Origin of the sequence: Oceanicaulis sp. HTCC2633, from assembly GCF_000152745.1 — a bacterium.
GTDB lineage: Bacteria > Pseudomonadota > Alphaproteobacteria > Caulobacterales > Maricaulaceae > Oceanicaulis.
This window is the reverse complement of record NZ_CH672428.1, coordinates 2588039-2605949: the sequence shown is the minus strand read 5'-3', so window position 1 is coordinate 2605949 and position 17911 is coordinate 2588039. Positions and strand designations below refer to the sequence as shown.

Genomic DNA, 17911 nt, shown 5'->3' with positions numbered 1-17911 from the left:
GGGTCAAATTGCCCCATATCACCTTCAGGCTATTGATATAATAAAGGAAATCACGCCGGGGCGGAGGCCATGCTGCGCAGCATTATCCACAGGATGCGCAGAGGAAGGCCCCGCCCTAACAACTTGATTGCGTTAACAGGTTTACGTGGATTTTGTCCGGCGCGCCGGGGGCGTCAGCACCGTGAACGCCAGTCCGGCGAGGGCCCCGGCGATCGCCTGCGCCCAGAAGCCGGGCAGGCTTCGCGCGCCTGCAATGATCTGCACGCCGAAGAAGACCTCTTTCATCAAGGTCAGCATGACCAGCATGCAGACCAGTCCGGCCGCGGCGAAGACCAGGGCGCGCGGCGCCGGTAGGAGGCGGCCCGCAAGCGCGGCGACCGGCAGGGCGATTGCAAATCCCAGGGCGATGAAAATCGCATAGTTCGGCCCTAGGCCCATGAGGTCGTCGACGATCATCGCGACGCCCTCCACCAGCCCGATCGCCGCGCCGACGGCCTTCAGGCCCGACAAGACAAACAGGCTTTGCGCGATGACGCCCAGCGCCACCATGATCAGCACCGCCGCCAGATAGCCCAAGATCAGCCGGATGATCGTCATGACCCATTCCCCCTTTGCGCGCTCGTCCCGCTGGGCTCATAGTGCGCTCTGCATGAAGGCCAGAGAGTGCCGCAAACCCATGCGCGGGGGAACCATCATGATCCGACTGAGCCAATCCGTCATCACCCTGATTGCCCTGGCGCCGGTCTTCAGCGCCTGCACGCAGGCGCCGGAAGCGGCCCCGCCCGCGACAGACATCGATCCCGCACGCTATCAGGTGGAGATCGTGGCGGAGGGGCTCGCCACGCCCTGGGACATGGTCTTCCTGCCGGACGGCTCCGCCCTGGTCAGCGAACGCAATGGCGGCGTAAAGTGGCTGCGCAACGGCTCTCTCAGCGATGTCGAAGGCGGGCCCGAGGATGTGTTCGCCGAAGGACAGGCCGGCCTCTTTGACCTGGCGCTGAGCCCGGACTTCGCCACGAACGGTCTTGTCTATCTCAGCTATGCCTCCGGGACTGCAGAGGCGAATACGCCCGCGCTCTACCGCGCCCGCTTTGACAATGGCGCCCTCATGGACGGCGAGACGCTCTTTCGCGCCGAGCCCATGCGCGGCACCAACGCCCATTACGGCGCCCGGCTGGCCTTTCTGCCTGACGGAACCTTGCTGATGACGGCGGGCGAAGGCTTCGCCTATCGCGAACAGGCTCAGGTTCGGACCAATCATCTGGGCGCGCTCTTGCGACTGAACCCCGATGGCGGCGCCCCCGCAGACAATCCGTTCTTCGAGGAAGGCGGGCTGGCCGCCTACGTCTACAGCTATGGCCACCGCAACATGCAGGGCATCGCGCTGGATGACGCGACCGGCGCCATCTGGACTCACGAACATGGCCCTCGCGGCGGCGATGAGCTCAACCGCATCGTCCCGGGCGACAACTATGGCTGGCCCATCGCCACCATGGGCATGGATTACAATGGCGCACGGATTTCGCCCTTCTTCGATCATGACGGCTTCCACGCCCCGGAATGGGTCTGGACGCCGTCCATCGCGCCGTCCGGCATGACGCTTTATGACGGCGATCTGTTCGGTGAGTGGCAAGGCGATCTTCTGGTTTCCGCACTGGCCGGACAGGCGCTCCATCGGCTCGATGTCGAGAATGGCGTCGTTGTGAGCGAGGAGCGTCTGTTGTCTGAACGCGGCCAGCGCATCCGACAGGTTCTCAACGGACCGGATGGAGCGATCTGGCTTCTCGCCGAATCGCCCGAGGGGCAAATTCTGCGACTGACCCCGGCCGACTGACCCGGCCACATCAGGGCGGAGCGACCGGTTTTGACTGGCGCTCACTCTCTGAAAGGTGTTCACTCTGGCCAAAGATGATTTGCCCGCCCCGTTGATTGCGGTGAGATAGGGCGAACGTTTTCGGGGAGAGAACACATGATGCGCTTTGTGGCCGTGATCATCTCGGCGGTTGTCCTGCTCGGACTTGTTGGAGCAGGCTGGTATTATCGTCCCTGGTCGGACTACGCCCCGGCCCGGATTCGCGCCCTGGATGATCCCGCGCAATACCCGCAGACCTATCAGCGCATGGATGAGTTCCTGCCGCACACCTTCATCGCGGCGGATGCGCCGTCCCCGTTTCCGCATGCGCTGCGCCCGCTCGACATTCAGTATGAGTGGCAGGGCGAGACCAAGACCCTGGACCAGTATCTAGAAGAAGCCCAGGTGACCGGCCTGACCGTGCTGCACCGGGGAGAGGTCGTCGCCCAGATCTACGGCCATGATGCGGGCGCGCAGTCGCGTTTCACCTCCTGGTCCGTGGGCAAGTCCTTTGTCGCGACCCTGATTGGCAAGGCCCTGCATGAAAGCCGGATCGCCAGCCTGGATGACACGGTCGAGCAATACGCCCCCGAATATGCCGGGACCGATTATGGAGCGACAAGCCTGCGTCACCTGCTGATGATGTCCTCGGGCATGGACTTCAATGAAGAGTACAGCGCTGACGCGCCGTCCGACGTCCGCCCGCTGTTTTTCAACGCCTTCATCCTGCGCCGCAATCCGGACGAGATGATCGCCCGCATCGAGCGCGACCGGACGCCGGGCGAGGATTTCCACTATATCAGCCCCAATTCCCACGTGCTCTCAGCCGTGGTGCGCAATGTCTATGAGGGACGGCTTGCGGAGATCATGGAGCGCGAACTGTGGGCGCCGCTGGGCATGAAGAACGAGGCCAGCTGGCTGCAGCACAAACCGGGCCCTGAAGGCGTCGCCATCGGCTATTGCTGTCTGCAGGCCAGCAGCGAGGACTATGCGCGCTTGGGCCAGCTCTACCTACAGGATGGCGTCTGGAACGGTGAGCGCCTGTTGCCTGAAGGCTGGGTGGACATGGTCTCGACACCGCCAACCCCGTCTCATGAGCCCGGCGCCAGCCGCTACGCCCATAGGGGCTATGGCCTGCACTTCTGGATCCCGGAGGATTATGATCGGGAATTCTACGCCGCCGGCGTGTTCGGCCAGTATATCTGGATGGATCGCAAGCGCGATCTCGTCATCGCCCAGAATGCGGGCGATCCGAACTGGACCGATCGCAATGTCGAGATGACCGCCGTCTTCCGCGCCATCGCCAACTCGGTCGCGCCCATGAGCCGGTTCGACGTTCACGGGGCATCTCGGGACGGGGAGAACGACCCCGAAGCCCCCTCAACCGAGCCCGTTGAGATGGAGCCGCAACCATGAGCGGCGGCAACGGGCTGGAATTTGACTATATCATCGTTGGCGCCGGGTCGGCCGGTTGCGTGCTCGCAGAACGCCTGAGCCAGGATCGGGACGTTACTGTTTGCGTGCTCGAAGCGGGCGGCTCTGACAACAAGGCGGTCATCAAGACGCCCATGCTCTTGCAGTTCGCCATCACCAATCCCGCCATCAACTGGGATTACTGGACCGAGCCGCAAAGGAACCTGAATGATCGCGCGCTGTACTGGCCGCGCGGCAAGACTCTCGGCGGGTCATCCTCGATCAACGCCATGCACTATATGCGAGGCGCGCTGGAGAATTACGACGAATGGGAAAGCGCCTACGGCGCAACCGGCTGGGATGGCGATGCGGCGCTGGAAGCCTTCAGGGCGGTCGAGAACAACGAGAACCATGCCGGTCCGTTCCACGGCCAGGGCGGCCCGTTGAACGTCAAGACTATCGGCCCGCTCAACCCGCTCACCCATCGCTATTTCGAAGCCTGCCGCCGCCGGCAGATTCCCGAGAATGACGACCATAACGGCGCGCGCCAGGAGGGTTTCGGAACCTATCAGGTCACCCAGAAGGCCGGCAAAAGATGGTCCGCGGCCGACGCCTTTCTCAAACCCGCCATGCAACGCCCGAACCTGAGCGTCGTCACCGATGCGATGGCCCACAGGGTCGTGCTGGAAAACGGCGAAGCCAGGGGCGTGCTCATCGAGATCGATGGCGAGATGAAGACCGTCACGGCGCGTCGCGAAGTGATCCTGTCGGGCGGGGCGATCAATTCGCCTCAGCTGCTGATGCTGTCCGGCATCGGACCGGCGGACCATCTGCGCGAGGTGGGCGTGAGCGTCGAGCATGACCTGCCCGGCGTGGGTGAAAACCTGCAGGACCATCTCGACATCCTGGCGCGGGCGCGCACGAAATCCGCCGCCTCAATCGGCTATTCCGCGCGAAAGTTTCCCGCCACCGCACGCGACGTCCTGCAATGGGCGCTGACAGGCACCGGCAATTTCACCGTCAATCCGGTGCAAGGCTGCGGCTTCATCCGCTCCAGCCGCGCCCGCGATCTGCCTGACATCCAGCTGGTCTTCATTCCAGCCCTCGCCAGCCCGCATGGCCGCGAAACCATGACCGGTCACGGGATGAGCCTGCATGCCTGCCATCTCTACCCGCAAAGCCGCGGCCAGCTGAGATTGAAGGACGCCGATCCGCGCACCCCCATCATGATCGATCCCAACTATCTCGATCATGAAGAGGATGTTGAGGTAATGACCGATTGTCTGGAGATCGCGCGCGACATCCTGTTGAGCGACGCTTTTGACGGCGAGTTCCAGGCGCTGGACCTGCCTGCGGATCCCCAGGCCGGTCGCGCCGCCTTGACGGATGAAGTCCGCAACCGCGCCGAGACGCTCTACCACCCCACATCCACCTGCGCGATGGGACGCGGAGAGCTCGCTGTCACCGATCCCGAATGCCGCGTGCGCGGCGTGAAGGGTCTGCGCGTGGTCGACGCCTCTGTCATGCCCCGTATTGTCGGCGGCAACACCAACGCCCCCACCATCATGATCGCGACACGCGCCGCTGACATGATCCGTTCGAGCTAGGGAGAGCTCTCATGCCTGATACCCAAGCCAGCCCCTCCGCCTCCATTGACGCCATGCAGGATGTCTTTGCCCGCCAGAGAGCGGCCTTTGAGCACGAACGCCATCGCAGCCTGTCTGAACGCAAGGCCGATCTTGAGAAGATCGAAAAGCTGGTCAAAGAGCGCGGGGATGAGTTCGCCGACGCGATCGACGCCGATTTCGGGCGTCGCTCCAAGTCTGAAACGGCGCTGGCCGAGCTGGGCTTCACCATCGCCACCGCCAAGCACTCGCGCCAGCACCTGGCCAAGTGGATGAGCGCGAAGCGCGTATCCGTGCCGATGACGCTGGCGCCGGGCAACGCCTATATCCGCCGTGAACCCAAGGGCGTCGTCGGCATCGTCTCGCCCTGGAACTATTCCATGCAGCTCGCCTTCGCGCCGCTGGTCGCTGCGCTCGCCGCAGGCTGCCGGGTGATGATCAAGCCCAGCGAGTTCACGCCGCGCACCTCGGCTCTGATCAAATCCACCCTGGCCGAGCTGTTCAGCGAGGATCATGTGGCGGTGATCGAGGGCGGTCCGGAAGAGGCCAGCGCCTTCACCGCCCTGCCCTTTGACCATCTGTTCTATACCGGCTCCACCCAGGTGGGTCGCATCGTCGCCAAGGCGGCGGCGGAGAATCTGACGCCGGTCACGCTGGAGCTGGGCGGCAAGTCCCCCGCTGTCATCGCCCCCGATTTTGATCCGGCCGAAGCGGCGAAGACCCTCGCCTGGGGCAAGTTCCTCAATGCGGGCCAGACCTGCGTCGCGCCCGACTATGCGCTTGTTCCGCGCGGTTCTGAAAAGGGCTTTGTGGACGCCATGATGCACGAAACGGCGCAGATGTGGCCTGATGTGGCGACCAATGAGGACTACACCGCCATCATCTCCGAGCGCCATCATGCGCGCCTCAGCCAGATGGTCGAGGAAGTGCGCGAGGCCGGCGCTGAAGTTCACCAGCTGGCGTTCGACAAGGCGAAGGCCGGCAATACCCGCATCTTCCCCCCGACTGTGGTCGTTGATCCGCCGCTCGACTCCAAGCTCATGCAGGAGGAGATTTTCGGACCGATCCTGCCGGTGCTCAGCCATGACGGGCTGGAGGACGCCGCGCGCTTCATCAATGAACGCGATCGTCCGCTGGCGCTCTACATCTGGTCGAAATCCAAGCAGACGGCGCGGAATTTCCTTGCAAGAACGATTTCAGGCGGCGCAGCGGTGAACCTGCCGCTTCTGCACCTGTCGGTCGAGGATCTTCCCTTTGGCGGCGTCGGCGCGTCCGGCTATGGCGCCTATCATGGCGAGGCGGGGTTCCTGACCTTCACCCATGAGCGCGGCGTGTTCGAGGCCCCGGTCTGGCATCCCAGCCGCCTCGTGCGTCCGCCCTATGGCAAGGTCTTTGAATTCTTCAAGAAACTGCAGGCCGGCTAGCCGGCAAGGGACCAGTTGATGTCATCCGCGGTCGGGGCGTCGTTCAGTTGCGGTCTGGAGAAATAATAGCCTTGGAACAGGGTGATCCCCAGATCCAGCAGCGCACGCGCCTCGGCCTTCACCTCAATGCCTTCGGCGATGATGCGAATGCCGAACTTGTCGCAGATCTCCACCAGAGCCGAGAGAATGGTCCGCTTGACCGGGCTGATGTGAACATTGCGCACCAGCGCCATGTCGAGCTTGATGATGTCGGGCATGACCGAGGCCAGCAGCGTCAGTCCCGCGCCCCCCGAGCCGAAATCATCCAGCGCCGTGGTGAAGCCCATATCCTTGTAAGACCGAACAATCATGGCGAAATGGTCAGGATCGGTGACCGCTTCATGCTCGGTCATCTCGAACATGATCTGATCAATGGGAAAACCGTTCGCCGTCGCGGCAGCCAACGTGGTGCGCAGACAGGTCGCCGGATCATAGACGGCGTTCGGCATGGTGTTCAGCGACAGAAGCTCGCCCCGTCGCGCCAGCGTCCGGCTCGCAGACTTGAGCGCCTGGATGCGGCAATGCCGGTCGAAGGCGTGCATGTTCTCGGTCGTGACCTTGGACAGAACCGAACCCGCGGATTCTCCTTCAGGGCCGCGCACCAGGGCTTCCTGGGCGAAGATCGTCCGCGACTTGAAGTCGATAATGGGCTGGAAGGCGAAGCTCAAACGCTCGGGAAACGGCTCTGCACAACGGCAGATCGCTTCTTCACAAAGCGGGGTTGCGGTTGATGTGCTCATCATCGGAGACCTTGATGCTATTTGTTCAATTCTCGCATGTACAACTTAATGAAGAGTGTCATGCGTCTGCGCATGACATTCGAGAGTGTTGCGCCGTAACTTGAAAGCCTTGGGGAGGCTGATCGTGAAAACCTGGATCATTCGGATTGTCGTCGGCGTGATCGCGCTTGCCCTGATCATCGTGCTGGGCGTCGGCGCCTGGCTGGTGGAGCGCTTCAACGCCTCCAAACCCCGCGAGACCGGCGAAGTCGCCCTCTCCGCGCTTGAGCGTCCAGCCCAGGTGGTGCGCGACGAAAACGGCATCGCCCACATCTTTGGCGAAACCGACGCCGATGTGATGGCGGCGCTTGGCTATGTGCATGCCAGCGAACGCTATTTCCAGATGGATCTGGCCCGCCGTTATATGCGTGGCGAGCTGTCGGCGCTGTTCGGCGAGGACTATCTGCGCGCTGACGCCCAAACCCGCACCTATGGCTTTCGGCGCCTGACCGAGGACATTGTCGCCAACCTGTCTGATGAGACGCGTGCGCTCATGGAGGCCTATGTGGCGGGCGTCAACGCGCGTGTGGCCGAGGGCGCGGTGGCCCCCGAATACGCCGTCCTGCGCACCGCGCCGGAAGGCTGGAGCCTTGAGGACAGCGCCGCCATCGTCGTCCTGCTCGCCAATGATCTGGCGGCCGGCGCCGGCGAAGACATGGACCGCGCCCTGCTCGACGACATCCTGTCCACGGAACAGCTTGCCCAGTTCACCATGAGCTTCCCCGACTGGGCGCCCACAATGCTGAAGGCCGAGGACATGCGCGTCCGCTTTGGCGAGGTGCAGACCGAAGCCCTGCCGCCCGCAGAAGCGCCAACGGCGCAGTCCGACAATCAACCCGGCTCCAACGCCTGGGTCATTTCCGGCGAACGCTCGGAAACCGGTCGCCCGCTTCTGGCCAATGACCCGCATCTGGGGCTGAGCACGCCGGCGATCTGGTATTATGTGCGCCTGAACCTGTCCTATGGGCCGGTCATTGGCGGCACGGTTCCCGGCGCGCCCTTCGTCATTCTGGGGCGCAACGCCCACGCCGCCTGGGGCTTCACCAATACCGGCTTTGACGTGATCGACATTCTCGAGCGTGACCGTGACGCCGAGACCATCACCACCCGAACGGAATCCATTGCCGTGAAGGGTCGCAGCGAGCCCGTCACGATCACGGTGGAGGAGACCGGGGACGGACCGGTGCTGAGCCCGGACTGGTTCGATCTGCGCGGGTTTGACGAGGATTCCATCGTGGTGCGCCGCTCCACCGTCACCGCGCCGGGCAATCGGGTCGCGGATGCGACGCTCGCCATCATGCAGGCCGAGACCTTTGACGACTTCGTTGAAGCCGGTCGCGGCTGGACCGCCCCCATGCAGAACATGCATTTCGCCAGTGTGGACGGCACCATCGGCTACACCACCGCCGGCCTGCTGCCGATCCGCGACGAGAACGGCGACTGGACGGGCTTTATCCCGTTTGAAGAGCTGCCGCGGGTCCGCAACCCGCAAGGCGGCTTCATCGCCTCGGGCAACAATCTCGTAGCCGGGCCGGACTATCCCTATCCGCTGCCGGGTTCTTACGCGACCTATCGCGCGCCGCGCATCGAGCAGCTGTTGAACGCCCGCGAGCGTCATAGCCTTGATAGCTTCAAGACCCTGCAGATGGATGTGACGAGCGAACAGGCGCTGCGCATCCTGCCCATGCTGCTCGGCTCGGAACCGGAAAGCCAGCTGGGCGCAGAAGCCCTGGCCCGGCTGGAGTCCTGGGATGGATCGCTCGACGCGGACGGCCCAGAAGCCCTTATCTATTCCGCCTGGCTGCGCGTGCTGTCAGGCGCAATCTGGAATGACGAGCTGGATACCCTCGCCGTCGCCTTCAACCAGCCCCGCCGCGCCTTCCTGGAAGAGGTGCTGATTGGCGAGGCGTCAGCCTGGTGTGATGATGTGCGCACCGATGCGGTGGAGACCTGCGCCATCACCGCCGGTCTGGCCCTCGACGCCGCCATGGCGGAAACCGCGGACGCCTTTGGCCGTGACATGGACAGCTGGCGCTGGGGCGATATGCATGTGGCCGATTTCGACCATCCGTTCGATAGCCTGCCGCTGATCGGCTCCATGTTCGCCAACCGCGTCGCCGTGCCCGGCGACGGCGCCACGATCAATGTGGCCCATTTCAGCTATGCCTCTGGCAGCTATGACGTCTTCCACGCCGCGTCCTTGCGGGCGATCTATGACCTGTCGGACCTGAACAACTCGCTCTACATGTTTGCGCCCGGCCAGTCCGGGCACCCGCTGTCGCCCCATCATGGCGACCTCGCCCTGCGATGGGCGGCGGGCGAGTATTTCGAGATCCGCGATGACTGGGATGTTGCATCCGCGCCGGAAGGCAGCCATGTCCTGACCCTGACGCCGCAATAGGACCCGCCATGATCAGTCTTGAAAACCAGACCGTCTTCGTCACCGGAGCCTCGCGCGGCGCCGGCGCCGGCATCGCCCGCCAGATCGCCGAGGCCGGCGGCCGGGTGATCCTGGGCTATGCCCGCAACACCGAGGCCGCCAAGTCGATGGCGAGCGAGCTGGGCGACAAGGCGATCGGTCTGGTCAAGGCGGATTTCTCAGATCCCGCCGCGGCGGAACCCGCCTGGGAACAAGCCAAAACCATCGCCGACGGGCCGATCCACGGCCTCGTGCTCAATCATGGCGTCTTCGAAGCCTCCAATGTGCACGACCCGGCCGATATCTGGCGGCAGAACTGGGCGCGCACCCTGCAGATCAATCTGCAAAGCTGCGCCGACCTCGCCCGCTGTGCGGCGCAGGACTGGGTGGATGGCGCCCCCGGCGGCTCCCTCGTGGCCATCAGCTCGCGCGCCGGTCATCGCGGCGATGACGCCGACCATCCTGCGTACGCCGCTTCGAAAGCCGGCCTGATCGCGATGATCAAGACTTTGGCGCGCGCCTATTCGGGCCGCGGCCTGCTCGCCTACGCCATCGCCCCAGGCTGGATCGACACTGAAATGGCGCCGCAGGACCCTGATGACCGCAAGGCGGCGCTCGCCGAAGTGCCCTATGGCGACATGGCGACGCCGGACGAGCTGGGTCAGCTCACCGCGTTTCTGCTCTCAGGCGCCTGCAAAAGCGCCACCGGCGCGACCTTCGACGTCAATGGCGCGAGCTATGTGCGCTAGGGGCTGAGGCCTATGGGTCCCCGGGGCAAGCCCGAGAACCGAGACCGTCAAGCTTGCGCCTCCGGACCTTCGGACTTGATCCGGAAGTCCAGAGGCATGTGTGAGGCCCCTACTCCGCGGCCAGCGCTTCCTGCCGTCCCGCGCGCACCAGCCGACCCGGGCGCGCGTCCGTCACTTCGTCATTGCGCACGACGACCTCGCCCGAAACGATCGTTGCGCGATAGCCTTCGGCGTCCTGCAACAGGCGCTGGCCGCCGGCGGGCAGGTCCTTGACCAGACGCGGCGGGTGCAGGCGGAGTGTCTGGTACTCGATGACGTTGAGATCGGCCTTCAGCCCCGGCTTGATCCGGCCGCGATCAGACAGACCCAGATAATCGGCGATGTCCGCCGTCAGCATTTGCACGGCGCGTTCGGGCGCAATGCGGGGTCCACGGGTGCGGTCACGGGTCCAGTAGCTTAGAAGATAGCTGGGGAAGCTGGCGTCACACACCGTGCCCACATGGGCGCCGCCATCGGACAGGCCCGGAATGGCGAGCGGGTGCTGCATCATGGTCAGCACATTGTCATAGCTGAGCTCGGTATAGTTGTAGATCGGCAGATAGATCAGCTCGCGACCGTCGCGCGCGATCACGGTATCAAACAGCTCCTCCCAGACCGACACGCCGCGCCGTTCAGCCTTGGCGCCGATCGATTGCTCGGGCGGCTGCTCGTAATCCGGGTTCTCGGACAGGGTGAAGAGCTTGCCCGCCACCATTTCCATGTTCTCGATGAGAAGATCGGCGATGGGCGGGACCGAGCTGCCGGGCCCGGCGAGCTTGTCCGATTTCTGGCTGAGGATCTTCTGACGGAAGGCGTCCGTCTTCATGACCGCCACCCGCTCATCGAGCGGCAGATGGGCGATCTCCTTATAGGCCGGGAAGCCCATGAAGGGATGGAAGGTGCATTGCAGCCCCAGGAAGACCCCGATGGCGCGCGGCGCCACCTGGGCGCGGACGGTATAGCCCTCCTTGTCCAGCGCTTCGAGCCCGTTGAGAATCTTGCGCCATTGATCGGGCGCGAAATCGCGCTGCATCAGGGACATGGAGAAGGGGCGTCCGCCTGCGGCGCGGACATACTCTTCCACGACCTTCCATTCTTCCTCGAAACGGGACTGGTCACGTTCCAGGTCAAAATCGGACACCGCCTGGATGACGCCGTGATCACGCCCCTTGAAGGCGCTGGCGATGCCGGTGAGTTCCTTGGTGGTGGCTTCGGACGCCGGGGTCCATTCCCCGTCCGCCGTGCGGTGCAGGTCCGAGCGCCCGGTGGCGAAGCCGATGGCGCCCGCATCCAGCGCTTCAGAGACAAGGTCGCGCATCTTCGCGATCTCGTTGTCATTGGCCTGCTGGTCAAAGCTCGCGCGCTCATCCATCACATAGACGCGCAGCGGATCGTGGCCGACCATCGCCGCCACATCGAGGGTGCGCGGGGTCTTCTCCAGCGCGTCGAGATAATCGGGAAAGCTCTCCCAATCCCAGCTCAGGCCCTCGGCGAGCGCGGTGCCGGGAATGTCTTCCACCCCCTCCATCAGCTTGATGAGGCGCTCATGGTCGGACTTGCGCACGGGCGCGAAGCCCACCCCGCAATTGCCCATGATGGCGGTGGTCACCCCATGCTTGATCGAGGGCTCCATGCGGTCGTCCCAGGTGGCCTGACCGTCATAATGGGTGTGCACATCGATGAAGCCGGGGGTGATGATGCAGCCTGTGGCGTCGATCACCTCATCGGCGTCGCCCGGCGCATCACCCACTGCAATGATGCGGCCATCCTTGATCCCGACATCGCCCATATAAGGCGAGCCGCCCTCGCCCTCATGGATCATGCCGCCGGTGATCTTCAGATCATACTCCGCCATGTCGTCTCCTCCCGAATGAAGCTATGGCGCCGTTTCGGCGCTCTTTTGTGATCGGACCCAGTCGAGCCCGCGATAGAAGCCGGCGAGCGCGCCGCCACTGAACAGATGCCAGACCGCCCAAAGCGCTGTGATGGCCGCCGCTCCGCCCACGCCCTCGAACTGGCCCAGCAGGATGACAAGGCCCAGCCCGGTGTTCTGGATGCCCACCTCGAAGGTCACCGAGCGCCGTCCGGCGGTTTCAAAGCCCAGAAGGCGCGCCGACGCCGCGCCCACGCCAAACGCCACCGCATTGTGGATCATGGCGATGACCAGCACACTGCCCGCCGTCGCGGTGAACAACGCCCAGTTCGTGCTCACCCCGCCAATCACCATGCTCGCCAGCCCCAGAAGCCCGGCGACCAGGAATACAGGGCGCAGCCGGTGCGCGGTCCTGGGAAACCGATGCGCGATCCCCATGCCGATCGCCAGCGGCACGGCGAGCAGAAGCGTTGTCTGCAGGACAAAGGGGATGGGCGAGACCTCGATGGACTCCACCAGGGCGTCCGCCGGGCCATAGAGCGACGTCCAGAACAGGATCGAGACCGGGGTCAAGAGCGCGGCGGCGAGGCTGGACGTCGCGGTCAGCGAGACGGAGAGCGCGGTGTCCCCGCGCGCCAGATGGGTGAGGAAGTTCGACACATTCCCGCCCGGACAACACGCCACCACGATCATCCCCAGCGCGATCGACGGCGGCGGGGACAGCACATGGATCAAGGCGAGGGTCACCAGCGGCAAGCCGATGATCTGAGCGGCGGCCGCGCCGAGAAAGCGTCCGGGACGCGTTCTGAGCTGGGCGAAATCCCCCACATGAACATCCAGCGCCACGGCGAACATCAGGATCGCCAGAATGGCTGGCAGGATCAGGCTTGCCCCTGGCGCGAGTTCAATCTGCACCGCATCCAGCGCTGCTATATCCATGGCGCGCCTCTCCTCCCGCTGCGAGGTCCGAGCCTGTCGGACCGTCCCCGCCTCTCCGGGCGAGTGAACATTGTTCACCCCCAGAGTGACCGCTTTGACCGCCAGTGTCGAGACCCCCAGCGGGCCGGGCTTGCGCGTTCAGGGGATCAATGCACGATGCACGCATCAGGAATTCATGTGGGGAGTCACAATGTTACGTTACTTTATAACGTCTGGTGTCGCCGCGCTGGCGCTGACGGCGTGCAGCGACCCGGCGCCCGCGCCGCAGAGCGAGGACGCCGCCGCGGCGCCCGAGACCAGCGAAGCCTCCAACGCCTATCCCGCCCACCAGGCGAGCGATGCCGCGATCACCGAGGCGGACTTCGCCTATCGGATTTCCGCCCTTGCCGATGACCGTTTCGAAGGCCGCGGACCGGCGTCCGAGCATGGCGAACAGGCGGCGACCTGGATTGCCGAGGAAATGGACGCGATCGGCCTCGAGCCGGCCGGCGAGGAGCGCGGCTGGTACCAGCCGGTGCCGCTCATCGAATCCACGCTCGACGAGACCGCCTCGAGCTTTGACCTCACCATTGATGGCGAACCCATGGGCCTTCAGACCAATGTGGACGTGGTCTACTGGTCCCAGAACCCCGAAGAACAGGTCAGCCTGTCTGATTCCGACCTCGTCTTCGTCGGCTACGGCGTCGTTGCGCCTGAATATGGCTGGAATGACTATGAAGGCGTGGACGTCACCGGCAAGACGGTGGTCATCCTGATCAATGATCCGGGCTTCGCCGATCCCGATTCCGGGCTCTTCAACGGCTCGGCCATGACCTATTACGGTCGCTGGACCTACAAGTACGAAGAAGCCGCCCGTCAGGGCGCCGAGGGCGCGATCATCGTTCACCAGACCGCCCCGGCGGCCTATCCCTGGGGCACGGTGCAGTCGAGCTGGTCCGGCCCGCAATTCACCCTCGCCTCCTCCGCCGGTCAGGAACGCGCCGATGTCCAGGCCTGGATCACTGAAGAGAAAGCGACCGAGCTGTTCGACGCGCTCGATCTCGACTTCGCAGAGCTGAGCGCCTCGGCGTTGAGCCCGGATTTCGAGCCGGTGGACATGGGCCGCGCCAGCCTGAGCGCTTCGCTCAGCAATTCGCTGCGCACCCTGACCTCGAACAATGTCGCAGGCATGGTTGAAGGGTCTGAACGCCCGGACGAGTTCGTGCTGTTCATGGCCCATTGGGACCATATCGGCATCCGTCTGAACTTTGCGGGCGACGACCAGATCTATAACGGAGCCGTGGACAACGCGACGGGCGTGTCCGCCATGCTGGAGCTGGCCGAAGCCTACGCCAAGTCCGACACGCCGCCCGAGCGCTCGGTGATCTTCGTGGCCGTGACCGCCGAGGAACAGGGCCTTCTGGGCTCGGAATACTACGCCCAGAACCCGCTGATCCCGCTGGATCAGACCGTCGCCGGGTTCAACTTTGACGGCATTCTGCCGATCGGCCGCACCGAGGATATCGTGGTGATCGGTTATGGCGCCTCCGAACTTGAGGACCTGCTGCGCCTCGAAGCGGAAGCGGACGGCATGTATCTCAGCCCCGATCCCAATCCGGAGGCGGGCTATTTCTATCGCTCCGACCACGTCACCCTTGCCCGTCGCGGCGTGCCGATGCTGTACGCGGATTCCGGGTCTGTCGCTGAAGAAGGCGGCGAGGATTACGGCGCGCAGATCGAAGCGGCCTACCGCCTTCAGGCCTATCACAAGCCTGCCGACGAGTTTGACCCGAACTGGGACATGAGCGGCTTCGTGCAGTCCACCGAGCTGATGTACCGCGTCTCGCGTCGTCTGACCGACTCCGAGGACTGGCCCAACTGGTATGAGGAGAACGAGTTCCGCGCCATCCGCGATGCGATGATGCAGGACTAGCGACCTCATACGCTGACACGAGAAAGCCCGGACGGTCAGCCGTCCGGGCTTTTTTGTGTGTCCGACGTCCTGCCTAGCGCGTCAGGCGCAGGCGGTTGATGTCGGCGGCGATGGAGGAGAAAGCCTCGGCGATGTCGAGATTTTCCACCTGATAATAGTTCTGGGGCTTGTTGGCGCAGTTGCGCATCAGGTCGCGATTGGTCTGACCGCTCAGCTGAAAGGCGATGGTGTAGATCTGCACTCCATTGCCTTCGGCGATGTCGCACGCCTCGGCCATGTTCTCGCGCGCCTGACGGGCGGAGTAGAGCTCATAACTGCGCGTGCCGGTGCGCTCGCGGCCCCACCAGTCATAATAGGTGTACTCCTCGCTGCGGATCTGGGCCGTCGCCTCACCATCGGTCATCACCACCAGGATCTTGATGGTGTCGCGATCGTCATAGGACGCCGGACGATCGGAGAAGCTGCCGCCCAGATTCCCGCGCCAGGCCGGGTCGAGCGCCCGCGCGCCCCACATGGTGGCCACATCGAGGCCGGTATTGCCTTCCGCGCGCAGCGAATTGATCAGACCGCGCATGCGCCCTTCATTCTGGGACAGGAATTCGGATTCCATGTTGCTGCGCGGGCAGAAGGCTGATGAGCTGTTGCCGGTCTGCTCGCTGCCGTAATACTCGGTGAATTCCATCTCCCGGTAAGGCAGCGTCATCTCGACAGGATAGTCCGTTCCCATGTCCACACAGCCGGACTGACGGCGATGATTGTTGTTGCCGCTGACAATGTCCTGATTGACCTCGCGCGGCGTGCGCACGCCGCCATTGTAGGGAATGACGGAAATCGAGGTCCGCTCGGCGGCGTCCGCCGCCAGCACAATCTCGACAAACTCGATGGCTGCATCCTGCAGGGCGTTGATCTTGGAGCCGCCCATCGAGCCGGACACGTCCAGCACGAGCGAGATCTCCACATCGCGCACCTGCTCGATGGCTTCGCTGGCGTGTTCCAGCGTCAGCGTGTTGATGCCCACCAGACCCAGCATGGTCGTGGGCATGGCGACGGAGGCGGTCGCGTTCACAACGCGGGAGTTGAGCGAGATGTCCGCAACCACATCCAGCTGCAGGCTGGCCAGCAATTGGGGATGATCGGCCAGGGCGGCCTCCACATAGGCGCGCACGACGTCCTCGGGATTACGGTCCTGGGTCAGGGAGGCGGCGGCCAGCGCGCCGGAATCCAGCGCGCTCTGAAGCTCGGAGCTGACGGTGGTGCTGCGCGAATAATCCAGAGCGCCGCCCACCGCGGTCACCAGCACGCCCGAGCACAGCGCCATGATGATGGCGACATTGCCGCGGCGGTCATCTGACCAGCGAGAAAAAATCCGTTCGAGCACGCTCATGAGCCGTCCTACGCAAAACACCGTTCCAAGCCGGAACACGCGTAGACAGAGCTTGCAACAAACGGACCAAAATCCAGTTAAAACAATAATTTACGACTTGTTAACCGCATTAGCGCGCCAGCCGCAGATTGTTGAGATCCGCCGCAATCGAGTTGAAGGCGGCGGAAATATCCAGATTTTCAACCGCGTAATAGTTCTCGGGCCGACTGGCGCAGTCGCGCATCAGATTGCGGTTGGTCGAACCTGAAACCTGAAAGGCGATGGTGTAGATGTGCACGCCCTCCGCCTCGGCCGCATCGCAGGCGTCCGCCATGTTATCGCGCGCCTGCGAAGCGCTGTAGATTTCATAGCTGTACCAGTCGCCATACCAGTTCTGGGCGCGGCGGATCTGGGCGGTCGCCGCCCCATCGGTCATCACCACCAGCACCTTCATGGTCGAAGGGTCGTCATAGGCGGCGGGACGGGACGCGAAGTCGCCCCCCAGCCGTCCGCGCCAGGCCGGGTCAAGCGCCCGGGCGCCCCAGGCGGTCGCCACATCCAGTCCCGTATTGCCGCCCGCATCCAGATCACGGATCAGATTCACCAGCACCGACGGGGTCTGTTCCAGAAAGACCGTGGCTTCATTCTCCTCCGGACAGAAGGCGGAAGAGCGCCAGCCCCGCTGGTCGCGATCCTGCCAGTCGAGCCAGTCATACCCGTTCGCAGCGAGATCCATCGTGACCGGATCAGAGACGCCCAGCTCGAGACAGCCGCTGTCATTGGGCGTGCCTGGGACCAGGTCATTGGTCACGGTCTGGGGCAGGCGCACGCCGCCATTATAGGGAATGACCGACAGGCTGGTGAGGCCCTCCAGGTCGGGGTCCATCATCACGCCCACAAACTCCTCGGCCGCGTCCCGCAAGGCCGTGATCTTGGAGCCGCTCATGGAGCCGGAAATGTCCAGCACCAGTGAAATTTCCAGGTTGCGCACCCGCTCATTGGCCTCGGAGACGCGGTTCAGCGTCAATGCGTCATACCCGATAATGCCCAGCATCAGCGTGGGCACGCTGATCACGGCGTCCGCCGTCACTTCGCGCGAGTTGATGGCGAGGTCGGAGCTGACCTGAACATTCAGCCGCTCGAGCACGCCATTATGCTCGGACAGCGCGGCCGTGATGTAATTGCGCACAATGGTTTCAGGGTCTTCGCCCTGGGACAGCGAGGCGGCGGCGAGCGTTCCCGCATCCATGGCGGACTGGATCTCGGCGCCGATGGTGAAGGTGCGCGAATAGTCCAGCGCCCCGCCCACGCTGACGACGAGCGGACCCAGCAACATGGCGAACATCATCGCCACATTGCCGCGCACATCCTGTGTGAAATGTCTCAAAAGCGACCGCATGTCCCGACCCTCGTTGCGACAACGCGCAAAACGGATCAAGACTTCGCTCACCCCCATTAAAACATTGAAAAGAAACAGGGTAAGCG

The 17911-nt window shown here is 63.9% G+C and carries 13 protein-coding genes; 7 read left to right on the top strand and 6 right to left on the bottom strand.

What is annotated here, in order from left to right; translation table 11 throughout:
- Positions 1–141 precede the first annotated feature (141 nt).
- Positions 142–597: a hypothetical protein gene (locus OA2633_RS15550; protein WP_009802895.1), complete on the bottom strand. Its 456-nt coding sequence runs from the start codon at positions 595–597 to the stop codon at positions 142–144.
- 97 nt (positions 598–694) lie between these two features.
- Here OA2633_RS15550 and OA2633_RS12330 point away from each other — a divergent pair, with 97 nt between their 5' ends.
- The 4 genes from OA2633_RS12330 (at position 695) to OA2633_RS12315 (ending at position 6314) form a co-directional block, all read left to right on the top strand.
- Positions 695–1834: a PQQ-dependent sugar dehydrogenase gene (locus tag OA2633_RS12330; RefSeq protein WP_156776243.1), complete on the top strand. Its 1140-nt coding sequence runs from the start codon at positions 695–697 to the stop codon at positions 1832–1834.
- Positions 1835–1969: 135 nt separating this feature from the next.
- Positions 1970–3268, top strand: coding sequence for a serine hydrolase (locus OA2633_RS12325; protein WP_009802893.1), 1299 nt, complete (start codon positions 1970–1972; stop codon positions 3266–3268).
- Positions 3265–4872, top strand: a complete 1608-nt coding sequence (locus OA2633_RS12320; RefSeq protein ID WP_009802892.1) for a GMC family oxidoreductase — start codon at positions 3265–3267, stop codon at positions 4870–4872. Before OA2633_RS12325 ends, OA2633_RS12320 begins: the two co-directional genes overlap by 4 nt.
- An 11-nt stretch (positions 4873–4883) precedes the next feature.
- Complete coding sequence (locus OA2633_RS12315; RefSeq protein WP_009802891.1) at positions 4884–6314, top strand: coniferyl aldehyde dehydrogenase; 1431 nt, start codon at positions 4884–4886, stop codon at positions 6312–6314.
- On the opposite strand, the gene OA2633_RS12310 is transcribed toward OA2633_RS12315, so the two are convergent.
- Positions 6311–7096, bottom strand: a complete 786-nt coding sequence (locus tag OA2633_RS12310) for an EAL domain-containing protein (RefSeq protein ID WP_206740508.1) — start codon at positions 7094–7096, stop codon at positions 6311–6313. The genes OA2633_RS12315 and OA2633_RS12310 overlap by 4 nt on opposite strands.
- A 121-nt stretch (positions 7097–7217) precedes the next feature.
- Between OA2633_RS12310 and OA2633_RS12305 the strand changes: the two genes are divergently transcribed.
- Entirely contained in the window at positions 7218–9533 is a 2316-nt protein-coding gene (locus OA2633_RS12305) for a penicillin acylase family protein (RefSeq protein WP_040612696.1), read from the top strand.
- Positions 9534–9541: 8 nt separating this feature from the next.
- Positions 9542–10300 carry an SDR family NAD(P)-dependent oxidoreductase gene (locus tag OA2633_RS12300; RefSeq protein ID WP_009802888.1) on the top strand — a complete coding sequence of 253 codons (759 nt, stop codon included), beginning with the start codon at positions 9542–9544 and terminating at the stop codon, positions 10298–10300.
- Positions 10301–10409: 109 nt separating this feature from the next.
- On the opposite strand, the gene OA2633_RS12295 is transcribed toward OA2633_RS12300, so the two are convergent.
- Both OA2633_RS12295 and OA2633_RS12290 read right to left on the bottom strand, forming a co-directional pair.
- Positions 10410–12194 carry an amidohydrolase family protein gene (locus OA2633_RS12295; RefSeq protein ID WP_009802887.1) on the bottom strand — a complete coding sequence of 595 codons (1785 nt, stop codon included), beginning with the start codon at positions 12192–12194 and terminating at the stop codon, positions 10410–10412.
- 21 nt (positions 12195–12215) lie between these two features.
- Positions 12216–13151 (bottom strand): bile acid:sodium symporter family protein, encoded by a 936-nt coding sequence (locus OA2633_RS12290; RefSeq protein ID WP_009802886.1) that lies wholly within the window; start codon positions 13149–13151, stop codon positions 12216–12218.
- 190 nt (positions 13152–13341) lie between these two features.
- Here OA2633_RS12290 and OA2633_RS12285 point away from each other — a divergent pair, with 190 nt between their 5' ends.
- Entirely contained in the window at positions 13342–15063 is a 1722-nt protein-coding gene (locus OA2633_RS12285; RefSeq protein WP_009802885.1) for a M28 family metallopeptidase, read from the top strand.
- Between the two features lie 73 nt (positions 15064–15136).
- Here OA2633_RS12285 and OA2633_RS12280 read toward each other — a convergent pair whose 3' ends face one another.
- A complete protein-coding gene (locus OA2633_RS12280) occupies positions 15137–16447 on the bottom strand; it encodes a TadE/TadG family type IV pilus assembly protein (protein WP_009802884.1) in 1311 nt (436 codons plus the stop codon).
- Positions 16448–16556: 109 nt separating this feature from the next.
- Positions 16557–17825, bottom strand: a complete 1269-nt coding sequence (locus OA2633_RS12275) for a TadE/TadG family type IV pilus assembly protein (RefSeq protein WP_040613620.1) — start codon at positions 17823–17825, stop codon at positions 16557–16559.
- Positions 17826–17911: the final 86 nt, after the last annotated feature.

Coding starts and splice junctions, on each gene's coding strand:
- OA2633_RS15550 (WP_009802895.1), bottom strand. CDS start 597: ATGACGATCATCCGGCTGATCTTGGGCTATCTGGCGGCGGTGCTGATC.
- OA2633_RS12330 (WP_156776243.1), top strand. CDS start 695: ATGATCCGACTGAGCCAATCCGTCATCACCCTGATTGCCCTGGCGCCG.
- OA2633_RS12325 (WP_009802893.1), top strand. CDS start 1,970: ATGATGCGCTTTGTGGCCGTGATCATCTCGGCGGTTGTCCTGCTCGGA.
- OA2633_RS12320 (WP_009802892.1), top strand. CDS start 3,265: ATGAGCGGCGGCAACGGGCTGGAATTTGACTATATCATCGTTGGCGCC.
- OA2633_RS12315 (WP_009802891.1), top strand. CDS start 4,884: ATGCCTGATACCCAAGCCAGCCCCTCCGCCTCCATTGACGCCATGCAG.
- OA2633_RS12310 (WP_206740508.1), bottom strand. CDS start 7,096: ATGATGAGCACATCAACCGCAACCCCGCTTTGTGAAGAAGCGATCTGC.
- OA2633_RS12300 (WP_009802888.1), top strand. CDS start 9,542: ATGATCAGTCTTGAAAACCAGACCGTCTTCGTCACCGGAGCCTCGCGC.
- OA2633_RS12295 (WP_009802887.1), bottom strand. CDS start 12,194: ATGGCGGAGTATGATCTGAAGATCACCGGCGGCATGATCCATGAGGGC.
- OA2633_RS12290 (WP_009802886.1), bottom strand. CDS start 13,151: ATGGATATAGCAGCGCTGGATGCGGTGCAGATTGAACTCGCGCCAGGG.
- OA2633_RS12285 (WP_009802885.1), top strand. CDS start 13,342: ATGTTACGTTACTTTATAACGTCTGGTGTCGCCGCGCTGGCGCTGACG.
- OA2633_RS12280 (WP_009802884.1), bottom strand. CDS start 16,447: ATGAGCGTGCTCGAACGGATTTTTTCTCGCTGGTCAGATGACCGCCGC.
- OA2633_RS12275 (WP_040613620.1), bottom strand. CDS start 17,825: ATGCGGTCGCTTTTGAGACATTTCACACAGGATGTGCGCGGCAATGTG.